Source organism: Thermococcus thermotolerans, from assembly GCF_024707485.1.
GTDB classification, from domain to species: Archaea; Methanobacteriota_B; Thermococci; order Thermococcales; family Thermococcaceae; genus Thermococcus; species Thermococcus thermotolerans.
In genome coordinates, this window is the sequence record NZ_CP102602.1 from 557,913 (window position 1) to 576,250 (window position 18,338).

Sequence of the window (18,338 nt, forward strand, 5' to 3'; positions counted from 1 at the left end):
GAAACCGCAACCCCTTAAAACCCTCCCGCGAATTTAATCCGGTGGTGAGCATGGAGATAGGCCTCGTTGGAAAGCCAAACGTCGGAAAGTCAACTTTCTTCTCGGCGGCAACCCTTGTCGATGTCCAGATTGCCAATTATCCCTTCACAACGATAAACGCTAACGTCGGTGTTACCTACGCCATAGCGGAGCATCCCTGCAGGGAACTTGGCTGCACGCCGAACCCTCGGAACTACGAATACAGGGACGGAAAGGCACTGATACCGATAAAGATGATAGACGTTGCCGGTCTCGTTCCGGGAGCGCATGAGGGACGTGGGCTGGGCAACAAGTTCCTCGACGACCTGAGGATGGCCTCCGCTCTGATACACGTGGTTGACGCCACCGGAAAGACCGACGCCGAAGGACAGCCCACCGACCACCACGACCCCGTTGAGGACATCGAGTTCCTTGAGAGGGAGATAGACTACTGGATTTACGGCATTCTCAGGAAGAACTGGGAGAAGTTCGCGAAGAGGATAAAGCTCCAGCACCTCAAGCTCGCCCAGGCGATAGCCGACCAGCTGACTGGAATAGGAGTTACTGAGGAGGACGCCTTCGAGGCCATCCACAAGCTCGGCCTAGACAACGACCCGACAAAGTGGAGTGATGAGGACCTCTTCGCCTTCGTCCGCGAGCTGAGAAAGATAAACAAGCCGATTATCATAGCGGCCAACAAGGCCGACTCTGCTGCTGACGCCCAGATAGAGCGTCTGATAAGGAAGGGCAGGAGCAGGGGATATATAGTCATCCCCACGAGCGCAGCGGCGGAGCTTACCCTGAGAAAGGCTGCCAAGGCGGGCTTCATAGACTACGTCCCCGGTTCGAGCGACTTCAAAATCCTCAAGCCGATGAGCCCCAAGCAGGAGAAGGCCCTTCAGCTGATAAAGGAGAAGGTTCTCGACCGCTTTGGCTCCACGGGTGTTCAGGAGGTCATAAACAGGGCAACATTTGAGCTGCTCAACCTAGTCCCTGTTTACCCGGTCGAGGACGAGCACAAGCTAACTGACGGGTTTGGCAACGTTCTGCCCCACGTCCACCTGCTCCCAAGGGGGTCAACGCCCCGCGATCTGGCCTACAAGGTGCACACCGACCTGGGGAAAACCTTCCTCTACGCAGTCAACGCGAGAACCCACAGGCGCGTCGGGGACGACTACGAGCTGGAGTTCAACGACATAATCAAGATAGTCGCGACGGCTCGCTGAGCGTCATTTCCTTTTCTCAAGTTCTTTAAGGAGCTCCTGATAGAGCCTGGGCTCAACGTCGTCCTCACTCAGTCCCATTCTCCCCGCCATCTCCCAGATTTTCCGCTTCGCTTCATCCACGTCGTCGGAAATGACCTCAATGTCAAGAAACGCTCCAAGGCCTTCGACCTCGCTAAGTTCAAAGGTAACCCCGTCCAGGCGGTACACCAGGCGTCTCTTCCTGACCCACACGTCCTCCTTAAAGCCGAGACGCTTCAGAATCTGAAGGGTTTTCTCAAAATCGGAAACCTCCACCTCTATCTCGTCAAACTCCTCGTTCCTGCCGGGATCTGCTATGCGTTTATACGTCAGAAAAGAGCGGTTGAGGTTGCTTATCCGTCTTACCCTGAGGAGTTCGGGGAGGGGAACGGAGAGGTAAACATCCTCCTGTATCTCTTCCCTCACAAACCTAGCTCCGATGGATTCTATAGCCCTTTTGACCCTTTCAAAGTCAACGCGGAACTTGACCTCTATCTCCATTTAAACACCCACGAGGAAGCCCACGAGACCGTCGCCCTTGCTGAACTCATCCAGTATGAAAACATCGACCCGTTTGAGAGTTGGAAGAACCCTGATCGTCTCGTCAACGAAGCGGTTGAGCTTTTCGGGAGTATCTTCACCGATGAGAGCCACTACCCCGTCCTTTCCGCTCCTGGCAACGGCCAAGACGTTGGGGAGCAGTGAGAGTGTCTTCATTATGTGGCGGATGTACCTCTCAAGGAAGTCCTCGATTATCGGGGTCTCAGCCTGGATGTAAACTATGGCGAGGCTCTTTGGCTGAAGGCTCTCGCCCAGAACGATGGTGTATTTATCGATTATGTTTCGCTCCTGGAGCTTTTTAATCCTGAAGTGGATTGTAGATTCAGGCCGGTTTAGCCTATCGGCGATTTCTGAGATGGTTAATCTAGCGTCCTCCTTCAGGATGCGGAGGATAGCCCTATCAAGGTCATCGAGCTGAACCATGTTAACTCCTCCATCGGGGGTATATCTCGTTCTCAATACCAAGAAGGTCTAAGATTTTTCCAATTATAAAGTTTACCATATCGTCCAAAGTTTTGGGCTTTGTGTAAAATCCTGGGGAAGCTGGCATAATTATTCCCCCAGCTTGTGTAACCCTTACCATGTTTTGAAGATGTATCAAGTTCAACGGCGTCTCTCTGACGAGCAAAATTAGCTTCCTGCGCTCTTTCAGTGCCACGTCGGCCGTTCTCGCTATCAGGTTGTCGGCGTATCCGTTGGCTATCGCGGAGAGCGTCTTCATTGAGCAAGGGGCTACGATCATGGCATCGAAGGGATTCGAGCCTGAAGCAATGGGGGCAAAGAGGTCTTCCTCCATGTAGTCCGGCCGAAAATCTACCCCTGTCTCATGCCTCATGACGGCGAGGCCCGTCCTGGAGGCTATCGTGATGACCTCATGACCAAGCTCCCTGAGAACCTGCACCAGCCGAAGACCGTAGATGGAACCGCTCGCACCGGTGATTGCGACGACTATCCTCATCCCTCACACCAAAAAGCCTACGGCGGGTTATGTTTTAACATTTTCTAAGGACGGTAGGTTTTTATACCCGCTGGAGTTATTTTGTTAATGGTTGGTGGATATGGGCAAGGAGGTTCCCGATGTTCTGATAAAGAGCGCCGTGGATGTCGTGAGGGCACTCGATGGCAAGGCCCTCGTTATTCTGGAGGATATTGAACCTGAGAGCGTCCCCGATGTGGACGTCACCGTTGTAATCGTCAGTTCTTCTTTTGATGTGGAGAGTGAGAGGGTAAAGAGGGTCTCGATTCCACAGAACCTCGACATAAACAACGTTCTCAACCTAATCTCCGCTTTTCTCCTTGAGCACGATATACTCAGGGAGGGTGACTCCTTCGTTTACGTTACCCCTGAGCTGATCGGGATTAAGACCGTTAAAAAGAGCATATCGGCCATGAGAGGATTCTTCGCCCAGAACCAGAACGTCCTCCAGAGGCTTCTTGAGATAACGATAGAACTGAGCATCGAGGGCAGGGAGGGTGTTCCGGTTGGAACTATCTTCGTCATAGGCGACACAAGGCGGGTTCTCAGGCACTCCCATCAGCTCATACCCAACCCCTTCAAGGGCCACAAGGTAAACGTTCTCGACAGGAACAGCAAGGAGATAATAAAGGAGTTCGCCCAGCTGGATGGGGCGTTCATTGTCCGGGACGACGGTAGAATAGCGGTGGCGGGCCGGTACCTTGAGGTCGAGCCGAAGGTAATAGACCTCATGCTTCCCCCTGGCCTTGGGAGCAGGCACATAGCCGCGGCAGGAATAACACGGCTCACCAAAGCGATAGCTATAACCCTCTCGGAGAGCGGCACTATAAGGATATTCAAAAACGGGCTCATGCTCCTGGAGTACAACCCAAGAATAAAATACTGAGGGCTCAGAAGAGCCACTGATTCTCTATGCACTCGTCACATGGCGGCTTTTCGCCGGCTATCGCCTTGAACTTGGTGTAGATGCACTCCGGCAGGCCGAGTGGACAGCGCTCTGGCGTGATACCTGGCCTGACCTTCGTCGGGTCGAGCTTTATCTTGAGGTACGCCTCGTACTCCTCGACCTTCTTCCACGGTAGTACCTTTGCCCCGTAGATGACCAGGTTGTCGTATATCCTTGCGTAGTCGCCGACGACGGCGTTCTCCTTGAGGATAACGTTCTTTCCAACGACGACGCCCTCTCCGAGGATGCTGTCCTTTATCTCGGCGCGCTCCTTGACGATGTCGCTGCCAATGAGTATGGCGCGCTTGAGGTATGCCTTCTCCTCGACAACCGTGTTCGGGCCGATGTAGGTGTAGGCCTTTATCTTAACGCCGTGCCCGATCTTTGCCCCCTCGTCTATGTATGCCGGTCCCTGAATCTCGACATCCTCTGGAACTTCGGCTCCCTCCTTGATTGTGTAGTAGCCGTTCTGTTTGGTTATCTCATCCATGGCAAGCTGGTGGGCGTAGAACAGGTCGTCGGGCGTTCCGAGGTCAATCCAGTAGGACTCCCGGGGTATCTTGTGGGCATAAACGGCACCCTGGCTCACGAACTTGGGAAGCACTTCCCTCTCGAAATAGACCTCCTTCCCGCGGGGTATGGCCTCCAGCACTTTCCTGTTGACAACGTATATTCCCGCATCAACGAGGTTCGTCTTGGGCCTCTTGGGCTTTTCTTCGAAGTGGGTTACCTTGTTCTCCTCGTCCACTTCGACGACTCCATACTTTTCGGGGTCATATACCTTGGTCACGGCAACAGTTATCATGCCGTCGTTCTCTTTGTGGGCCTCTATCAGTTCCTCGAAGTTGAAGTTCGTGAATACGTCTCCGTAGATAACCAGAAAGTCATCGCTCACATACTCCTCGACGTTTTTGAGGGCACCGCCAGTCTCAAGGGGCATGGGATCGTTGACGAACTTGATGCCCTTGGGATAGTCGGCCATCCTCTCGTCTATGAACTCCCTTATCTCACCGCGCATGTAGTGAACCGAGAGGATTACCTCATCGATTTCCGGTATCTTCTCCAGGCTCTCAAGGAGGTACTGGAGGTTGGGTTTTCCAAGAACTGGGATCATGGGCTTTGGTCTGGTCGATGAGAGCGGCCTTAACCGGGTCCCAAAACCGCCAGCAAGAATAACAGCTTTCATGGTATCACCATTTAACATTCCGGGGGGAAACTTATATATTTTACGGCCATTAAATATGCCCAGTAATGAACTGGAAGGGCTGGAGGTTCATCTCTGTCCACTAATCCGAAAGTCAGTCACGGTGTATACCTTCCCCTTGAACCTGAAACACGAACCCGGACAGACACTGCTGAGGGGACAGCTCTCGCAGGCCGAGCTTCCGGATTCAACCCTCTCGATATAGCCAAGGCTCTCCAGGATCTTCAGGGCACCCTCCACCTCCTCCAGAGGCATTGAGAGTTCATCGGATATCTCGTCGATGCTCTTTCCGGCCTTTATGAGTTCCAGTATCTTCTCAAGCATATCTCCACCTCAGTACCCCAGTGCCGTGCCAACGTTCCAGACCAGGATTCCCACGATGCTTGCCAGGGCTATCATATAAATCACGGTAAACGCCGCCCACTTCCAGTTGCTCTCGGCCCTTATGGCCCCTATTGTTGCTATGCAAGGTATGTAAAGGGTCGTGACGAGCGCCAGCACAAACGCCTGGAGGGGCGTCATGGCATTTACTATCTCGTCAACGCTGCCGTAGATTATGCCGTAGGTCGAGATGACGTTCTCCTTGGCGATGATTCCAAAGAGCAGGCTAACAGCCGCCTTCCAGTCCAGCCCCATGAGCCCCATGTACGGTTCAAAGAGGGTTCCCAGCCTCTCGGCGTAGCTTCCCCCGGTTCCTATCTCAACGGGGTAAGCACTAAGGTACCAGATGGCAATCGATCCGAGCAGGATAATCGTCCCGGCTTTCTTGATGAACTCCTTGCTCCTCTCCCAGGAGTGAAGCGTCACAGTCCTCCACGAGGGTATCAGGTACTCCGGCAGTTCGATTATGAACGGACTCTCTTCACCTTTCACAACGAACCTGCTGAGTATCCATGCCACGACCAGCGCAAGGAGGATTGCAGTGGCATATATGCTCACCGCAACGAGCGCCTGGTTGCTGGCAAAGAACGCCCCGGCAAGGAAGCTTATGACGCTCAGCCTGGCGCTACATGGAACTAGGGGATTTACCAGCATGGTCACTATCCTGTCCCTCTCATCGTCGAGGGTTCTCGTTGACATAACAGCGGGGACGTTGCAGCCGAAGGCGAGCACTAACGGTATAAAGCTCTTTCCGGGAAGGCCGAACTTCCTCATGATGCGCTCCATGACCACAGCCGCTCTAGCCATGTATCCAACGTCTTCCAGGATGGACATGGAGAGGAACAGCAGGAAGACGAGCGGGAAAAAGCTGAGAACGGAGCCAACGCCGGCTATTATCCCGTCGACTATCAGACCGCGCAGTGCTTCGTTGGTGATATGGGGCGCCAGCCATTGGCCAAAAGCCACGAAACCGTCATCCAGCATGCCCTGGAGGGGCAGTCCGATCGCAAAGACGAACTTGAAAATAACGTAGAACACCCCGAACAGTGCGAAGAGACCGTAGACCGGGTGGGTCAGAAACCTGTCGAGCTGATCACTGAAGGTCTCGCCCCCTTCGTGGGAGTACCTGACGAATCTGTGCATGAGCCTGTCTATGAACTCGTACTTCTGGCTGGCTATTATGAGGTCCATTGCCCTCTTGTATCTCTCCTCGACCTCAGATATATGTCCCATGATCTCGTCGAGCTTCTCCTTTCCAAGATGGCGGAGGACGAGCTTTATGACGCCGTCGTCCCTCTGGAGGAGCTTCACCGCCAGCCAGCGGAGATTGTAATGGTCGGCCAGTTTTGTGTCCCTGAGAACGGTGGTTATGTGCTCGATTTCCCTCTCGACATCTCCGTCGTATTTCGGCACGACTGGATTTGTCCGAAGCTCCCCGGCGGCCATTTTAGAAACAGCCTCTTTAAGCTGATCCAGGCCGACTCCTCCCTTTGCGTTCAGTGGGACAACCGGAACCCCAAGGAGCTCTTCCATCCTCCTTACGTTTATCTCAATGCCCCTCTTCTCAGCCAGGTCAATCTTGTTCAGGGCAATGATGACGTTCTTCAGCCCCATCTCAAGAATCTCCATCGTCAGAAAGAGGTTCCTCATTAAGGCAGTGGCATCGACGACGTTAACAACCACGTCGGCGCTTCCCTTGAGGAGGAAATCCCTTGCGACAAGCTCGTCAACGGAGTGCGCGGTGAGCGAGTATATCCCCGGCAGGTCGATCACCAGGAACTTCTCTCCCCCATACTCAAGTATTCCCTCCTTCTTCTCCACAGTCACTCCGGGCCAGTTGCCCACGTGCTGCCTCATTCCCGTCAGAGAGTTGAAGATTGTCGTCTTTCCGACGTTAGGGTTTCCAGCAAGAGCCACGACCTTCATCATGAAGAACACCTCAGAGCTTCCTCACCATGACCTTGCCCGCAAGACCCTTACCTATGGCGAACCTCACTCCACCGACGGAGATTATTATTGGCCCCATGGGGTGAGATTCGAGCACCTGAATCGTTGCCCCTGGGGTTAAGCCCATGGAGACAAGCTTCTGCCGGGCGTTGTGCCCTCCGAGGATATTGACAACGATTCCCCTCTCACCGGGGCCCATCTCACTTAAAGGTACAACCATGAGCATCACCGTTAGGCTCTCCTAATTCGATATTCCAATCCCTCGACAACCTTAAAAAGCTTTGGTGAGCCTAACAAAACTCAGGGGTTCGAAATCAGAAAGTTTCCGGTTCAGAGAATTTCCGTTCTGCTCCCAAAGGGACGCCTTAAAACTTTGGAAAGGTATTTAAGGAGTTGGGTAAAATACAATTAATTGAGTTTCGGAGGTGTGTTTGCAATGGAGGAGATTCCACCGGAAGAGCCCAAAAAGACCTCCCTCGGGATGGAGGAGAACATTGAAGGGCTCATAGCATATCTGCTCGGCCCCATAACGGGGATTATCCTTCTGCTGCTTGAGAAGGAGAGCGACTTCGTCCGTTTCCACGCGATGCAGTCAACGATAACCTTCATCAGCATATGGGTTCTGCAGATAATCTTCAGGTTCATCCCCCTGCTGGGAATGTTGCTCGGCATGTTGCTGTCCCTCCTTGCGCTGGTGTTCTGGATACTCGGAATGCTCAAGGCCTACCAAGGCGAGCGTTACAAGTTCCCGATATTCGGTGACCTGGCGGAGCAGTGGGTCGGTAAGGTCAACGTATGAGGCTTAGATTTTTAAGCCTCCCCGGCTACTTTTTCCCATGATTGAGAGAGCCGTCGAGGACATCAGAGAATTCTCAGAGGAGAATGCTCTCTATGGAAGACGAATCCTCGTTCTCTTTTCCGGCGGAAAGGACAGTTCGCTCGCCTTATACCTGCTGAAGGAAGCCGGTCTGGACGTTTCAGCCCTCACATTCTTCCACCGCTGGAGTTGGAGGGAGACGCTGAACTGGACTATGGGCTTCACCAAGAGGCTCGGCGTCGAGCACTTCCTGGTGGACGTAACCGACGGCCTTCTGCGCGAAGCGGTGGGGAGAAAGGGGCCGATATGCATCAACTGCAAGAAGGTCATGCTCTGGAACGCCAAGTGGTTCGCCCTCAACAACGGCTTTGACGTCCTAGCTAAAGGCGACAACGCCAACGACAAAATCATCGGGGCCTTGCTGGACCAGTGTGAGGGTGATATAAGGCTGTGTGGAATTCCGAGGATAGGGGTTCCTTTCTTCAGGCCCCTCATAAAGTACACCGCCGAGGAAGTTGAGGCACTCGCGGACGAGGCCGGAATAAAGCCCTACCGCATGTACGAGCACGCCCGGAGGAGGCAGTGGCGCGAGGGCTGCCCGCTCCAGTATATAGATCGGGAGGAGAGGGTAACCCCAGAGCTGATGGACTTGGCTTACAGGACCAACTACGAGATAAGCAAAGTCGCCCGGCGGAGGAAAGTCCGCATGAGCGTCCGAGTGCCAAGCTTTGAGATAATGTGCTGGGACTGCGATGAGAAGACGCTGAGCGAGGCGAGGGAAGTTATTTCAAGGTTCATGGAGGGCAAAGAATGAGGCTCCCGCCCGGAAAGCTGAGGAATGACGTCCTGAGGGACGTCGTGTTTCCCAACCTCGGAATAGATGACATGAGGGTTGTCTACGGCCCAAGGGAGGGCTTTGATGCGGCAGTCCTTGAATACGGCCGCGACCACTACCTGATCGTCGCCACGGATCCTGTTCTGGGCGTCCCGGAGGAGACCTTCGGGTTCTTTGCGTACCACTTCGCCGGGAGCGATGTTGCAGTTTTCGGGGCAAGACCGAGGTGGCTCGTTGTTGATATCCTCCTTCCGCCCGGAAGCGAAAAGGAATTTCTCGAAAAGGCGATGCGTGACCTGAACGCCGAATGCAGGAAGTACGGGAGTTCGGTAATCGGCGGCCATACGGGCGCTTATCCAGGTGTGGCCGAGCCAATCGCTACCACCACCGCGATGGGGCTCGTTAGGAAGGACGAACTGAAGCTCCCACTTGCAAAGCCCGGCGATAAAATAGTCGTGACCGGCAAAGTCGGCCTGGAGTTCGCGGTCTCGGCGGCATATTTCCGCGAGAGGGAGCTTAGAAAGCTCCTGTCCTTCAGGGAAATATCCAGGCTTAAGACGTCTTTCAGATTTGAAACCACCGTTCCTGACGCTTTAACAGCCAAACCTTTTGTCCGCGGCATGCACGATGCCACAGAAGGGGGTTTAACTGCCCTCCACGAGATAGCCGACAACTCCGGGACGGGTTTTGTAGTCCATGCTGAAAAACTCAGGCTCGACCCGATGGTGCAAAAAGTCCTCGACTTTTACGGCGTTGACCCATGGAGCGTCTCCTCCACCGGTACGCTGATAGCGATAACCCCACCAGAAAAATCCGATTCCTTAATTACAGAATTACAGAAAAATGGGATTATTGCATTTGAGCTCGGGGAGTTCACCGCGGATAAAAAGCGGGTTTTAATCGAAAACGGGGAAGAGAAGGCGTTTCCGACGTTTAAGAGCGACCCCTACGTGGCGCTGTACAGCAAAAGATAAATACCAAGAGGGGGTATTACAGACCATGAGTCGGGAGATTATCCGGGATGTGATTCTTAGGGTATCGCGAGAGCTTGGTCTTGATGTCGATGATATAATCCTCTTCGGTTCCCGGCTTAGGGGCGATTTTAGGAACGATAGTGATTGGGATGTTCTGGTTGTGCTATCAGAACCAATCGAGAGAAAGATAGAGCTGGAAGCGTACAAAAGGGTACACAGGGAACTTCTGTTAAAAGGAATCAAAGTAGACGTCCTCTTTATATCAAGTGATGAGCTTGAAAAGGTCAAGGATGATACAGGTTTTGTTTATTACTACGCCCTTCGGGAGGGTGTGAAAATTTGAGCTTTAGAGAATGGCTCAAAAAGGCTGAAAAAGACCTTGTGCTTGCCAAAAACAGTCTCTCCCTTGACTTCTACGACTATGCAACTTCCACGCTCAGCAGTGCGCTGAAAAGGCTTTGAAGGCGTTTTTGATATCAAAGGGAAAACCCATCAAACGGACCCACGACATCGGGGAGCTCATACTCCTGTGCGCGGAGGTGGATTCTGAATTCTTGAAACTCTTCGATAATGATGTGGATCTTCTAACCGCCTATGCCGTCGAGGCGAGATACCCTACCATTCACGAACCGGACAAAGAAGAGGCAGAAAATGCGATAAAGCTGGCCGAGCTCGTCCTTGAATTTGTGGGTTCCAGACTCACCTAATCCTGAACCTCAGCAGTGCCGCCAGGCCGCCAAGGGCCTTCAGCTTGTCGCCGCCCTCGTGCTCCGAGCTGACGACCACGACCTCACCCCTCGAATACCTCACCGCGTCCATTAGCTCCTCGATCTTCTCCCTGTGCTCTCCCTTGAGGAGCTCGTCGAGAACCAAGAGCGTCTCAACCGCGCCGTAATTGACGGCCTCCTCTACCTCTCTGAAACCGTAAGCTGCCAGACCATTGTTCTTAGCTATATTTTCGAGCACCTTCTCGACGAGCTGGACCTCCTTGGCGACGCGGTTCTCGTGGTAGACCTTATCGACCGTTCCGCGCCTTATGACCTCGTAGATGCCGGTCCTTCCGGTCACGCTCGTATCTTCGATGACCACCTTCTTCGCCAGCTCGGGATAATTCTCGCGCAGGAACTTGTAGAAATCCTCCTTGACGAAGCCGGGACCGGCTACTATGGCCCTCTCTATGCCCTCCCTGCTTATTATCTCCTCCATGCTCTTAGCGACATCGTGGAAGAACTTCTTCTCCTCGCTCTCGCGGTTTGTGTTGTACCTCTTTCCGCCGAGGTTGTAGCGTATCCCCTTGAGTATCTCGACGCCGTACTCCCTGATTATCGCCATATCGGCTTCCCCGTCGTCTATGACGACTATCATGACACGGGCGCGCTTTGAAGCTTCCACGGCCTCCTTAAGGCGCTCGATGTGGTGCTCCTTCCAGCGGGGCTTCTGTAGGGTAACGACCGTGCCTTCCTCTATGGCTATCGTGTGGTACTTGCCGAGGGGGACGTCGTCCCTGCTGGCGTAGACTATCGGCCCGGTGACGCGGACCTGGTTGGCGAACTTGTGAAAGTTTATCTTTTCAGCCCTAACTCCGAGGAAGACTGGAATGACCTCGACCTTCTCGGCTCTGAGCGAATCGCTCCTCTGACTCTGCTTCCTGAGCGTTTTGGCATAAACAACGTCGCCCGGGTCTATGATGTGATAGAGGTGCCAGAGGTCGTCGAGCGTCTCGGCCTTGACCTTTATCTTGCCCTCCTTGACGTCCTGGTGGATTATCTGCACCCTCTCACCTCCCAAAAAGAGTTGGCGTTTAGGTTTAAAAAGTTGCCAAAGGGGGAGAAATCAGATAAGCTCCCTCTCGGTCTTTGTAAGCCTCCTCGCTCCGTTCTCGGTTATGACGACGGTGTCCTCTATCCTAACTCCGCCGAACTTGGGAATGTAAATGCCTGGCTCGATTGTTATGACCATCCCCGGCTTGAGAACGGTCTCGTCCTGCTGGCTCACGCGCGGCCACTCGTGTATCTGAAGTCCTACGCCGTGTCCTGTGGAGTGTATGAAGTTGTCTCCGTAGCCGTACTCCTTGATGACGTCCCTGACGATTGTATCGAGCTCTTTGGCCGTTATGCCAGGCCTGGCCGCTTCAACGCCCTTTCTCTGGGCCTCAAGGACGGCGTAGTAGATGTCCTTCTGCTTCTCGTTGGGGCTTCCCACGACTATGGTCCGGGTCGTGTCCGAGTGGTAGTGCTGGTATAAAGCCCCCTCGTCGATGACGACCAGATCACTCTTCTCTATCCTCTTGTCGCTGGCGACCCCGTGGGGCAGGGCAGAACGCCATCCGCTGGCTATTATCGTGTCGAAGGCCGGCTTCTCTGCCCCATTCATCTTCATGACGTACTCCATCTTCGCCGCTATCTCCCTCTCGCGCTTGCCCTCGCTTATTTCCTCAAGGGCAGCCATCATGGCCATGTCCGCTATTTCGCAGGCGGCCTTTATGGCCTCAATCTCTTCGGGCGTCTTGATAATCCTTAGCTCTTTGATGACGTCATCAACCACAACGAAGTCCTCCACCCCGGCCTTTTCTTTGAGGGACTGAACCGTTGAGAAGCTGGTCTTCCCCTCGATGCCAAGCTTTGTGGGTTTAAATCCTTTAAGTTTCTCGTAAAGTTCTTTACCTGTCTTGAATTTATCCACGGGTACCTTCGAGGTCTCCCTTGCCTCCTCATATTCAAGCTCGGGGACTATGAAAAGGACATCGTCAGGAGTAACAACGAGGTAACCACCTAAAACAGGGGAACTTCCTGTGAAGTAGAAGAGGTTTTCTTTTGCTGTTATCAAAGCGGCATCAAGTTCCTTCTCCACAATGAATTCCTGGAGCCTTTTAATCCTCATCTGGCAACCACCGGGTCTCTTTAACTGTACCACCAATAAAACCCTTTCGGAGAGCATCCTGCATGCCCGCGGAGAAACCGAAAGGAGTTATAAACCCTGAGAGGAAACTATCCAGGGGATCAAAGTGACGGTGTACCTGTTTGACTTCGACGGCACCCTTGTGGACAGCACCGGGGCGGTCGAAAAGGCCCTCAGAATCGCTATCGAGAAGACAATTCCAGCGGTAATAGAGAGCGACCTCTACGAGGACTACTACAAGGCGCTTTTCCTCTTCATCAAGGGCAAGCTCACCTACCAGTACCTTGGAGTCATCCACGAGCTCGTTGCCCAGGGCACGATACACGAGTACTACAAGCTCATGCCCCGGTACATCAAAGACTTTCCGTTCGCCAGGGAGGTCGTCAGGGAGCTCAGGATGCGGGGAAGGAAGGTAATAAGCTTTTCTGGGGAGCATACGTACCCCGGAGGGAAGGTCATTTTCATGAAAAAGACGGGATGGTACGACGAGTTCGACGAGGTCATAACGTTTAAAGGGACTAGGGACATGCTCAAGAAGTTTGAGACACTGCGGGAGCTCTACCCAGAGGAGCCGTTTGTCTGGGTTGACGACAGTCCCAGCAGGTTCACGTACGTTCTGGACGATAACACTCTCTTTGTCCAGAAGTTCTCCCCCTACAAGAGCGATGTGGCACTGCTGTTTGACAGGGAAAACTTCATCAAGATCAAGAGCATACGGGAAGTCCTCAACATAGACGACGGACTGGCAGGTTTTGAGGATAAACCTTAAAAGTCTCCCACGCAACCCCGAATCGGTAGGAGTCGGTGGGGGTGAGGGCGATGGCCAGGGGGAAGGCTCTCGTCCTTGCCTACGCCGGGACCCACGAACATCAGGACAACCACCACATGATTCTGAAACCTCTCGGCATCGACGACAGGAACGCGGCTTCAAGGCTCATAGGCAGGAAGGTCGTCTGGACGACTCCAACCGGCAGGAAGATGTACGGTAAAATCCTCAAGACCCACGGCAACAGGGGCGAAGTAAAGGCATACTTCAAGCCGGGCCTACCAGGTCAGGCCCTCGGCGACTACGTCGAAATCCTTTAGAGAAACCCTTTAAACCTCCCAACCTTTTCTTTCTCCGGTGGGAGAATGGGGTTCATTGAGGTGCGTGAGGGCCTTGCAAAAATCCTTGTCCCAAAGGCGGAGAGGATATACGACGCCCCCGTCTTCTACAACCCTGTCATGGCATTAAACCGCGATATAAGCGTCCTGGCCGTGGGGATATTCAAACCAAAGAGGGTTCTCGATGCCCTCTCCGCGACCGGAATAAGGGGCATCCGCTACGCCCTCGAAACTCCGGCCGAAGAAGTCTGGCTCAACGACATAAATCCCGATGCCTTCAACCTGATCCTGAAAAACGTCCGGCTGAACCTCGGCGTTGAGGGGGAGTGGATAAGTGAGAAAAGTATCGCTTTTCAGGGAAAGAAGGAGATGGTGGCCAACCTCGACGACGCCAACAGGCTTATGGCTGAAAAGTTCCGGTACTTTGATTTCTTGGACTTGGATCCCTTCGGCTCACCGGTTGAGTTCCTGGACACGGCCCTGAGGAGCGTCAGGAGAAGGGGTGTTCTTGCCATTACCGCCACCGACACCGGCGTCCTCTGCGGGGCCTACCGACATGCCTGCCGCAGGAAATACCTCGCCGAGCCCATACGGGGCGAGCTCTGCCACGAGGCCGGACTGAGAATCCTCATCGGAACGGTTGTTAGATACGCCGCCAAGTACGACCTCGGTGTGGATGTCCTGTTGGCATACTACCGCGACCACTACTTCCGTGCATTCCTGAGGCTGAAGAGTGGCGCGAGGAAGGCCGACGGGAGCCTTTCAAACCTTGGCTACCTCCGGCAAGAACCCAACGGCCGCTTCGAGTATGAGAAGGCGTTCATCCCGGAGGGGCTTCCGGCCCACGGCCCGCTGTGGCTCGGCCCCCTCAAGACCCAGGAATTCGTCGATGAAATGCTGAGCCTGGCAGGTACTCATTCCCTCGCCCACAAAAAGACGCTCCAATTCATCAAAACACTCGCAGGGGAACTGGACGTTCCGTTCCACTACGACACCCACGCTCTGGCTAGGAGGAACAACATTCAGGTCGGAAAGCTCGTGGATATAATCGGGGCCCTCCGCGAGAAAGGTTATCGCGCCACGAGAACGCACTTCTCGCCGGTGGCGCTGAAAACCGACGCACCCTTTGAGGAAGTCCTGGAGGTTCTGAAATCCATTCAATGAGTTCAGGTTCTGAACTTTTCGATATGTATTTAACCTGTCCCGGTATGATTTTTAGGGGGTGAGCCAATGGACGAGATGATCGAGCTTGCCAGGGAGTTTTATACAGATGAGTACGCCGACTCGGTTCTATACGCTCAGCTTGCGAGGATCGAAAAAGATGAGGAGATAAAGAAGGAATTTCTGAGGCTCTCAAACATCGAATCAAAGCACGCCAAGTTCTGGCACGACTTCATAAAGCGGCACGGTGGGGAAGTTCCAAAGCCTTCCGTGAAGAGGCTCACAATCTTCAGCGTCAAACTCCTTCGGAGGATTCTCGGGCCGGGCTCGGTAGCTTCCCTTCTCGAAATGGGCGAGAACAGTGCGATAGGAAAGTACTTCAAATACCTGACCACCTACGCCGAGGGGTTCAGCGAGGAGGAGATGAGGGAGATAAAGGAGGTCATACTCGACGAGCTTGAGCACGAGAAGTTCTTTTACGAGAGCAAGAAGCGCTTCCACGTCGAGAACACACGAGACCTCGTTCTTGGCATGAACGACGGGCTGGTTGAAATCCTCGGTGCCGTTACGGGTCTGTCTGCAGTTTATCCAAACAACCCACAGCTCGTTGGAATAAGCGGTCTGATAGTCGGCGTCGCCGGGGCCCTCTCCATGGCGATAGGCACCTTCGTCTCCGTCCGCTCTCAAAGACAGGTGAAGGAATCCATCCGCGACAGAATGGAGGTCCTCTTCAGAGTCTCGCCCGAAAGAGCCGCTGAGGAGTTGGTGGAGAAGCTCGTCGAGGGAGGAATGCCCGAAGAGGTCGCGAAGGAAGTTGCGAGAGAGCTCGCCGACAACAGCGAGGCGATTATGCAGCTCCTCCTTCCTGAGGCTGAGGAAAACGAGATAAGGGCGGCGCTCTACACCGGTCTTTCTTATCTGGTCGGTGTTGCCTTTCCGGTTACACCCTACTTCCTCGCCTCCAGCTCATTAACCGCACTCCCGTTCTCAATACTCTTAGCGGGATCCGCCCTGGCGATAGTGGCCACGCTGATCTCCCTGCTCTCGGGAATATCCATCAGGAAGAAGGTTGCGGAGATGGTGGCGACGGGACTGGGCGCGGCGTTCCTGAGCTATCTCTTCGGCCGGCTGATGGAGGCCCTCTTCAACGTCTCGGCGCTTTAGAGGTAGAACACCTCGATGCCGAGTTTTTTTGCTATTTCTCCCTGCTTTTCATCGCTCGTGGCGAGCTTTCCGTATTTGAGTGCCTGGGCGATGTAGAGGGCGTCATAAACCGTGATTTTGTGCTCCAGAGCTATACCCCTCGCAGGTGGAAGATACTCAACTCCGTTTTCCAGAACAACCACATTGGGGATCGCGTCAATCACGCGGGACCTTCTCTCAAACTCCTCCCGTGAGATTCTTCCGTAGAGGACGTGATGCTTCCAGAGGGCGTTTGAGACCTCTACCAAGGCGTAGTCAAGCGAGATAACGTCTTTTAGGAGCAGTTCCTCCACCTGTTCCCAGCCGGGTTCGAGGAGGATGTACTTCGCAAGGACGGAGGCGTCAATTGCTATCACGATCCTCCCTCACATATCTTTTTGCGGTCCCTTCCCTGGTGGGGGTTCCTCCGGCAAGCAATTCGTGCATCCTCTCAAGGGTTCTTTTCTTTTCCTCTTTGCTTATCCTCAAAGCTATGAACCTCCTTATCTCCTCGCTCCAGTTAATGTCGTACTTCTTCATCTTCTCCTTTAGCTCGTCCGGAACGCGGACGCTTATGACGGCCATATAATCACCGTTTACAAAAACGCATTACAAAGATATAAACGTTGCTGTCATACCCTCACATATTTCCATTTTCCTCTCTTGAACGCCCACCAGAAGAGGGCCGCCGTCGTGAAGGTCTCCAAGCTCATGGCTATCCATGCCGCTATGACACCGAGTCCCTCGAAAGTAAACCCCGGGAAGGTTATACCGAGCACATCAAACGACGGAATAGAGAAGCCAAAGCCGAGTAAATATGCCGGAATTATCCGGAAGAGAAGCTTGCTGGTGGCGGTTATGTACATCGGAGTCTTGGTGTCTCCCGCTCCTCTCAGTGCACCGCCGAGGACGAAGAGCCAGCCGAGGGGAATCTCGCTTATACCGACGATTATCAGGTATATGCTGGCTAGGTGAAGTACTTCGCCGTAGTTGGGGTCGCTCGGATTTATGAAGGGCATAACTAGGTAGCGCGGGAATATTATCAGGATAGCCGCCATGACGCTCATGAAGATGCCAACCATTTTCAGTGCCTCGTAGACAGTCTTCTCTGCCTTCTCTGGGTTTTCCTCGCCGAGGCTCTGACCGACTAGGGCCGAGGTGGCCACGTTGAAGCCAAACGCCGGCATGTATGCGATGCTCTCAACGCGCAGGCCCACCTGATGGGCGGCTAACGCAACGGTTCCGAAGCGAGTGACTATGCTCATGTAGAGGAAGTTGTAGAAGCTGAATATTCCGCGTTCGATCATCGTGGGGATGCCTATGCGGAGGATCCTCCCGGCCATGTCGGGATGGAAGCTCCAGCTCGGTTTAAAGTGGAGTATAAGCTTCCCGCTCCAGAGGAGGTAGAGGCCGATTAGGAACGAGGTCGTTATCCCTATTCCCGATGCCCAGGCGGCACCGACAGGACCGAGCCGCGGAAAGCCAAACTTTCCGAAGATGAGGAGATAATCAAAGACTGCGTTGATTATGTTCATCAAAATACCGAGCTTCATAGGTGTTTTGGTGTCTCCCGCACCCCTGAGGGCAGCAAAGGCGGTAAATCCTGCGAATCGTATTGGGTAGAACGCAAAAAGGACTTTGATGTACTCATATCCGAGTTGGATGACATCCGGCCTGGCGCCCATCACCCTGAGTATATCATCCCCCAGAAACCAGCCGAAGAGCATGACCGGAATCCCGAGAAGGAAAGCAAGGTAAAGGCTCTGCTCCAGAGCGAGGGTCGCGTTAACATCGTCCTTTGCTCCAGCGAACCTCGCAACGAGGGCGAGTGTTCCCGTAGCAATGGCCGCCATTATCGGCATCATGAACCAGCTGACCTGTCCACCGAGGCCAACGGCGGCCAGAGCTAAAGCACCCAGCTGGCCGACCATCATCATATCCACTAGGTTGAGAAGCGTCTGGGATATGTTGCCCATTATCGCGGGCCAGGCGAGGTTCCAGAGACGGCGCTGGTCTTCGTTGAGGCGGATCATTAAGACGTCCCTCTAAACGATAAAGCAGATATAGAAGTTAATAAGGGTTGTGGTGAT

General features: G+C 53.7%; 24 protein-coding genes. 12 read left to right on the forward strand and 12 right to left on the reverse strand.

Annotated elements, in window-relative coordinates:
• The first annotated feature begins 50 nt into the window (after positions 1 to 50).
• Positions 51 to 1,244 carry a redox-regulated ATPase YchF gene (locus NUS69_RS03240; protein ID WP_258084908.1) on the forward strand — a complete coding sequence of 398 codons (1,194 nt, stop codon included), beginning with the start codon at positions 51 to 53 and terminating at the stop codon, positions 1,242 to 1,244.
• 3 nt (positions 1,245 to 1,247) lie between these two features.
• Here the strand turns inward: NUS69_RS03240 and cyaB are convergent, their stop codons facing one another.
• Genes cyaB through NUS69_RS03255 form a run of 3 tightly spaced genes read right to left on the reverse strand, consistent with a single transcriptional unit; the run spans position 1,248 to position 2,781 of the window.
• Positions 1,248 to 1,763, reverse strand: a complete 516-nt coding sequence (cyaB, locus tag NUS69_RS03245) for a class IV adenylate cyclase (RefSeq protein WP_258084409.1) — start codon at positions 1,761 to 1,763, stop codon at positions 1,248 to 1,250.
• Positions 1,764 to 2,246 (reverse strand): Lrp/AsnC family transcriptional regulator, encoded by a 483-nt coding sequence (locus tag NUS69_RS03250; RefSeq protein WP_258084410.1) that lies wholly within the window; start codon positions 2,244 to 2,246, stop codon positions 1,764 to 1,766.
• Position 2,247: 1 nt separating this feature from the next.
• Positions 2,248 to 2,781 (reverse strand): UbiX family flavin prenyltransferase, encoded by a 534-nt coding sequence (locus tag NUS69_RS03255; protein ID WP_258084411.1) that lies wholly within the window; start codon positions 2,779 to 2,781, stop codon positions 2,248 to 2,250.
• A gap of 100 nt (positions 2,782 to 2,881) precedes the next feature.
• On the opposite strand from NUS69_RS03255, the gene NUS69_RS03260 reads away from it, so the two are divergent.
• Positions 2,882 to 3,685: a DNA integrity scanning protein DisA nucleotide-binding domain protein gene (locus NUS69_RS03260; RefSeq protein WP_258084909.1), complete on the forward strand. Its 804-nt coding sequence runs from the start codon at positions 2,882 to 2,884 to the stop codon at positions 3,683 to 3,685.
• Between the two features lie 4 nt (positions 3,686 to 3,689).
• Here NUS69_RS03260 and NUS69_RS03265 read toward each other — a convergent pair whose 3' ends face one another.
• The 4 genes from NUS69_RS03265 to NUS69_RS03280 form a co-directional block, all read right to left on the reverse strand.
• The gene (locus NUS69_RS03265; RefSeq protein WP_258084412.1) at positions 3,690 to 4,931 is read right to left on the reverse strand and encodes an NDP-sugar synthase; all 1,242 of its coding nucleotides are present in this window, start codon (positions 4,929 to 4,931) and stop codon (positions 3,690 to 3,692) included.
• A gap of 87 nt (positions 4,932 to 5,018) precedes the next feature.
• The gene (locus tag NUS69_RS03270) at positions 5,019 to 5,273 is read right to left on the reverse strand and encodes a DUF2250 domain-containing protein (protein WP_258084413.1); all 255 of its coding nucleotides are present in this window, start codon (positions 5,271 to 5,273) and stop codon (positions 5,019 to 5,021) included.
• A 9-nt stretch (positions 5,274 to 5,282) separates the two neighbouring features.
• Positions 5,283 to 7,259, reverse strand: a complete 1,977-nt coding sequence (gene feoB / locus NUS69_RS03275; protein WP_258084414.1) for a ferrous iron transport protein B — start codon at positions 7,257 to 7,259, stop codon at positions 5,283 to 5,285.
• Between the two features lie 10 nt (positions 7,260 to 7,269).
• Complete coding sequence (locus tag NUS69_RS03280) at positions 7,270 to 7,497, reverse strand: FeoA family protein (RefSeq protein ID WP_258084910.1); 228 nt, start codon at positions 7,495 to 7,497, stop codon at positions 7,270 to 7,272.
• A gap of 216 nt (positions 7,498 to 7,713) precedes the next feature.
• Here NUS69_RS03280 and NUS69_RS03285 point away from each other — a divergent pair, with 216 nt between their 5' ends.
• The 6 genes from NUS69_RS03285 to NUS69_RS03310 are packed head-to-tail and all read left to right on the forward strand — an operon-like array spanning position 7,714 to position 10,610.
• Entirely contained in the window at positions 7,714 to 8,076 is a 363-nt protein-coding gene (locus NUS69_RS03285; RefSeq protein ID WP_258084415.1) for a DUF4870 domain-containing protein, read from the forward strand.
• Between the two features lie 37 nt (positions 8,077 to 8,113).
• Positions 8,114 to 8,908: a 7-cyano-7-deazaguanine synthase gene (locus tag NUS69_RS03290; protein WP_258084416.1), complete on the forward strand. Its 795-nt coding sequence runs from the start codon at positions 8,114 to 8,116 to the stop codon at positions 8,906 to 8,908.
• Positions 8,905 to 9,903: an AIR synthase family protein gene (locus tag NUS69_RS03295; RefSeq protein WP_258084417.1), complete on the forward strand. Its 999-nt coding sequence runs from the start codon at positions 8,905 to 8,907 to the stop codon at positions 9,901 to 9,903. The genes NUS69_RS03290 and NUS69_RS03295 overlap by 4 nt, the downstream gene beginning before the upstream one ends.
• A 25-nt stretch (positions 9,904 to 9,928) precedes the next feature.
• Positions 9,929 to 10,246, forward strand: coding sequence for a nucleotidyltransferase domain-containing protein (locus tag NUS69_RS03300; protein WP_258084418.1), 318 nt, complete (start codon positions 9,929 to 9,931; stop codon positions 10,244 to 10,246).
• Positions 10,243 to 10,365: a HEPN domain-containing protein gene (locus tag NUS69_RS03305; protein WP_258084419.1), complete on the forward strand. Its 123-nt coding sequence runs from the start codon at positions 10,243 to 10,245 to the stop codon at positions 10,363 to 10,365. Before NUS69_RS03300 ends, NUS69_RS03305 begins: the two co-directional genes overlap by 4 nt.
• An 8-nt stretch (positions 10,366 to 10,373) precedes the next feature.
• Positions 10,374 to 10,610 (forward strand): HEPN domain-containing protein, encoded by a 237-nt coding sequence (locus NUS69_RS03310; RefSeq protein ID WP_258084911.1) that lies wholly within the window; start codon positions 10,374 to 10,376, stop codon positions 10,608 to 10,610.
• Here NUS69_RS03310 and NUS69_RS03315 read toward each other — a convergent pair.
• Both NUS69_RS03315 and pepQ read right to left on the reverse strand, forming a co-directional pair.
• On the reverse strand, positions 10,603 to 11,676 hold the full coding sequence (locus tag NUS69_RS03315) for an mRNA surveillance protein pelota (RefSeq protein ID WP_258084420.1): 1,074 nt from the start codon (positions 11,674 to 11,676) through the stop codon (positions 10,603 to 10,605). The two genes, NUS69_RS03310 and NUS69_RS03315, sit on opposite strands and share 8 nt — an antisense overlap.
• A gap of 60 nt (positions 11,677 to 11,736) precedes the next feature.
• Entirely contained in the window at positions 11,737 to 12,783 is a 1,047-nt protein-coding gene (pepQ, locus tag NUS69_RS03320; RefSeq protein ID WP_258084421.1) for a Xaa-Pro dipeptidase PepQ, read from the reverse strand.
• Positions 12,784 to 12,907: 124 nt separating this feature from the next.
• On the opposite strand from pepQ, the gene NUS69_RS03325 reads away from it, so the two are divergent.
• The 4 genes from NUS69_RS03325 (at position 12,908) to NUS69_RS03340 (ending at position 16,230) form a co-directional block, all read left to right on the forward strand.
• Positions 12,908 to 13,570: an HAD family hydrolase gene (locus tag NUS69_RS03325; RefSeq protein ID WP_258084422.1), complete on the forward strand. Its 663-nt coding sequence runs from the start codon at positions 12,908 to 12,910 to the stop codon at positions 13,568 to 13,570.
• Positions 13,571 to 13,620: 50 nt separating this feature from the next.
• On the forward strand, positions 13,621 to 13,887 hold the full coding sequence (locus NUS69_RS03330; RefSeq protein WP_258084423.1) for a 50S ribosomal protein L35ae: 267 nt from the start codon (positions 13,621 to 13,623) through the stop codon (positions 13,885 to 13,887).
• A 45-nt stretch (positions 13,888 to 13,932) separates the two neighbouring features.
• Positions 13,933 to 15,069, forward strand: coding sequence for a tRNA (guanine(10)-N(2))-dimethyltransferase (locus NUS69_RS03335; protein ID WP_258084424.1), 1,137 nt, complete (start codon positions 13,933 to 13,935; stop codon positions 15,067 to 15,069).
• A 66-nt stretch (positions 15,070 to 15,135) separates the two neighbouring features.
• Positions 15,136 to 16,230 carry a VIT1/CCC1 transporter family protein gene (locus tag NUS69_RS03340; protein ID WP_258084425.1) on the forward strand — a complete coding sequence of 365 codons (1,095 nt, stop codon included), beginning with the start codon at positions 15,136 to 15,138 and terminating at the stop codon, positions 16,228 to 16,230.
• Here NUS69_RS03340 and NUS69_RS03345 read toward each other — a convergent pair.
• The 3 genes from NUS69_RS03345 to NUS69_RS03355 are packed head-to-tail and all read right to left on the reverse strand — an operon-like array spanning position 16,227 to position 18,281.
• On the reverse strand, positions 16,227 to 16,625 hold the full coding sequence (locus NUS69_RS03345; protein WP_258084426.1) for a type II toxin-antitoxin system VapC family toxin: 399 nt from the start codon (positions 16,623 to 16,625) through the stop codon (positions 16,227 to 16,229). The two genes, NUS69_RS03340 and NUS69_RS03345, sit on opposite strands and share 4 nt — an antisense overlap.
• On the reverse strand, positions 16,612 to 16,833 hold the full coding sequence (gene vapB / locus NUS69_RS03350) for a type II toxin-antitoxin system VapB family antitoxin (RefSeq protein WP_258084427.1): 222 nt from the start codon (positions 16,831 to 16,833) through the stop codon (positions 16,612 to 16,614). Before vapB ends, NUS69_RS03345 begins: the two co-directional genes overlap by 14 nt.
• A 47-nt stretch (positions 16,834 to 16,880) precedes the next feature.
• Positions 16,881 to 18,281 (reverse strand): MATE family efflux transporter, encoded by a 1,401-nt coding sequence (locus tag NUS69_RS03355; RefSeq protein WP_258084428.1) that lies wholly within the window; start codon positions 18,279 to 18,281, stop codon positions 16,881 to 16,883.
• Between the last annotated feature and the right edge of the window lie 57 nt (positions 18,282 to 18,338).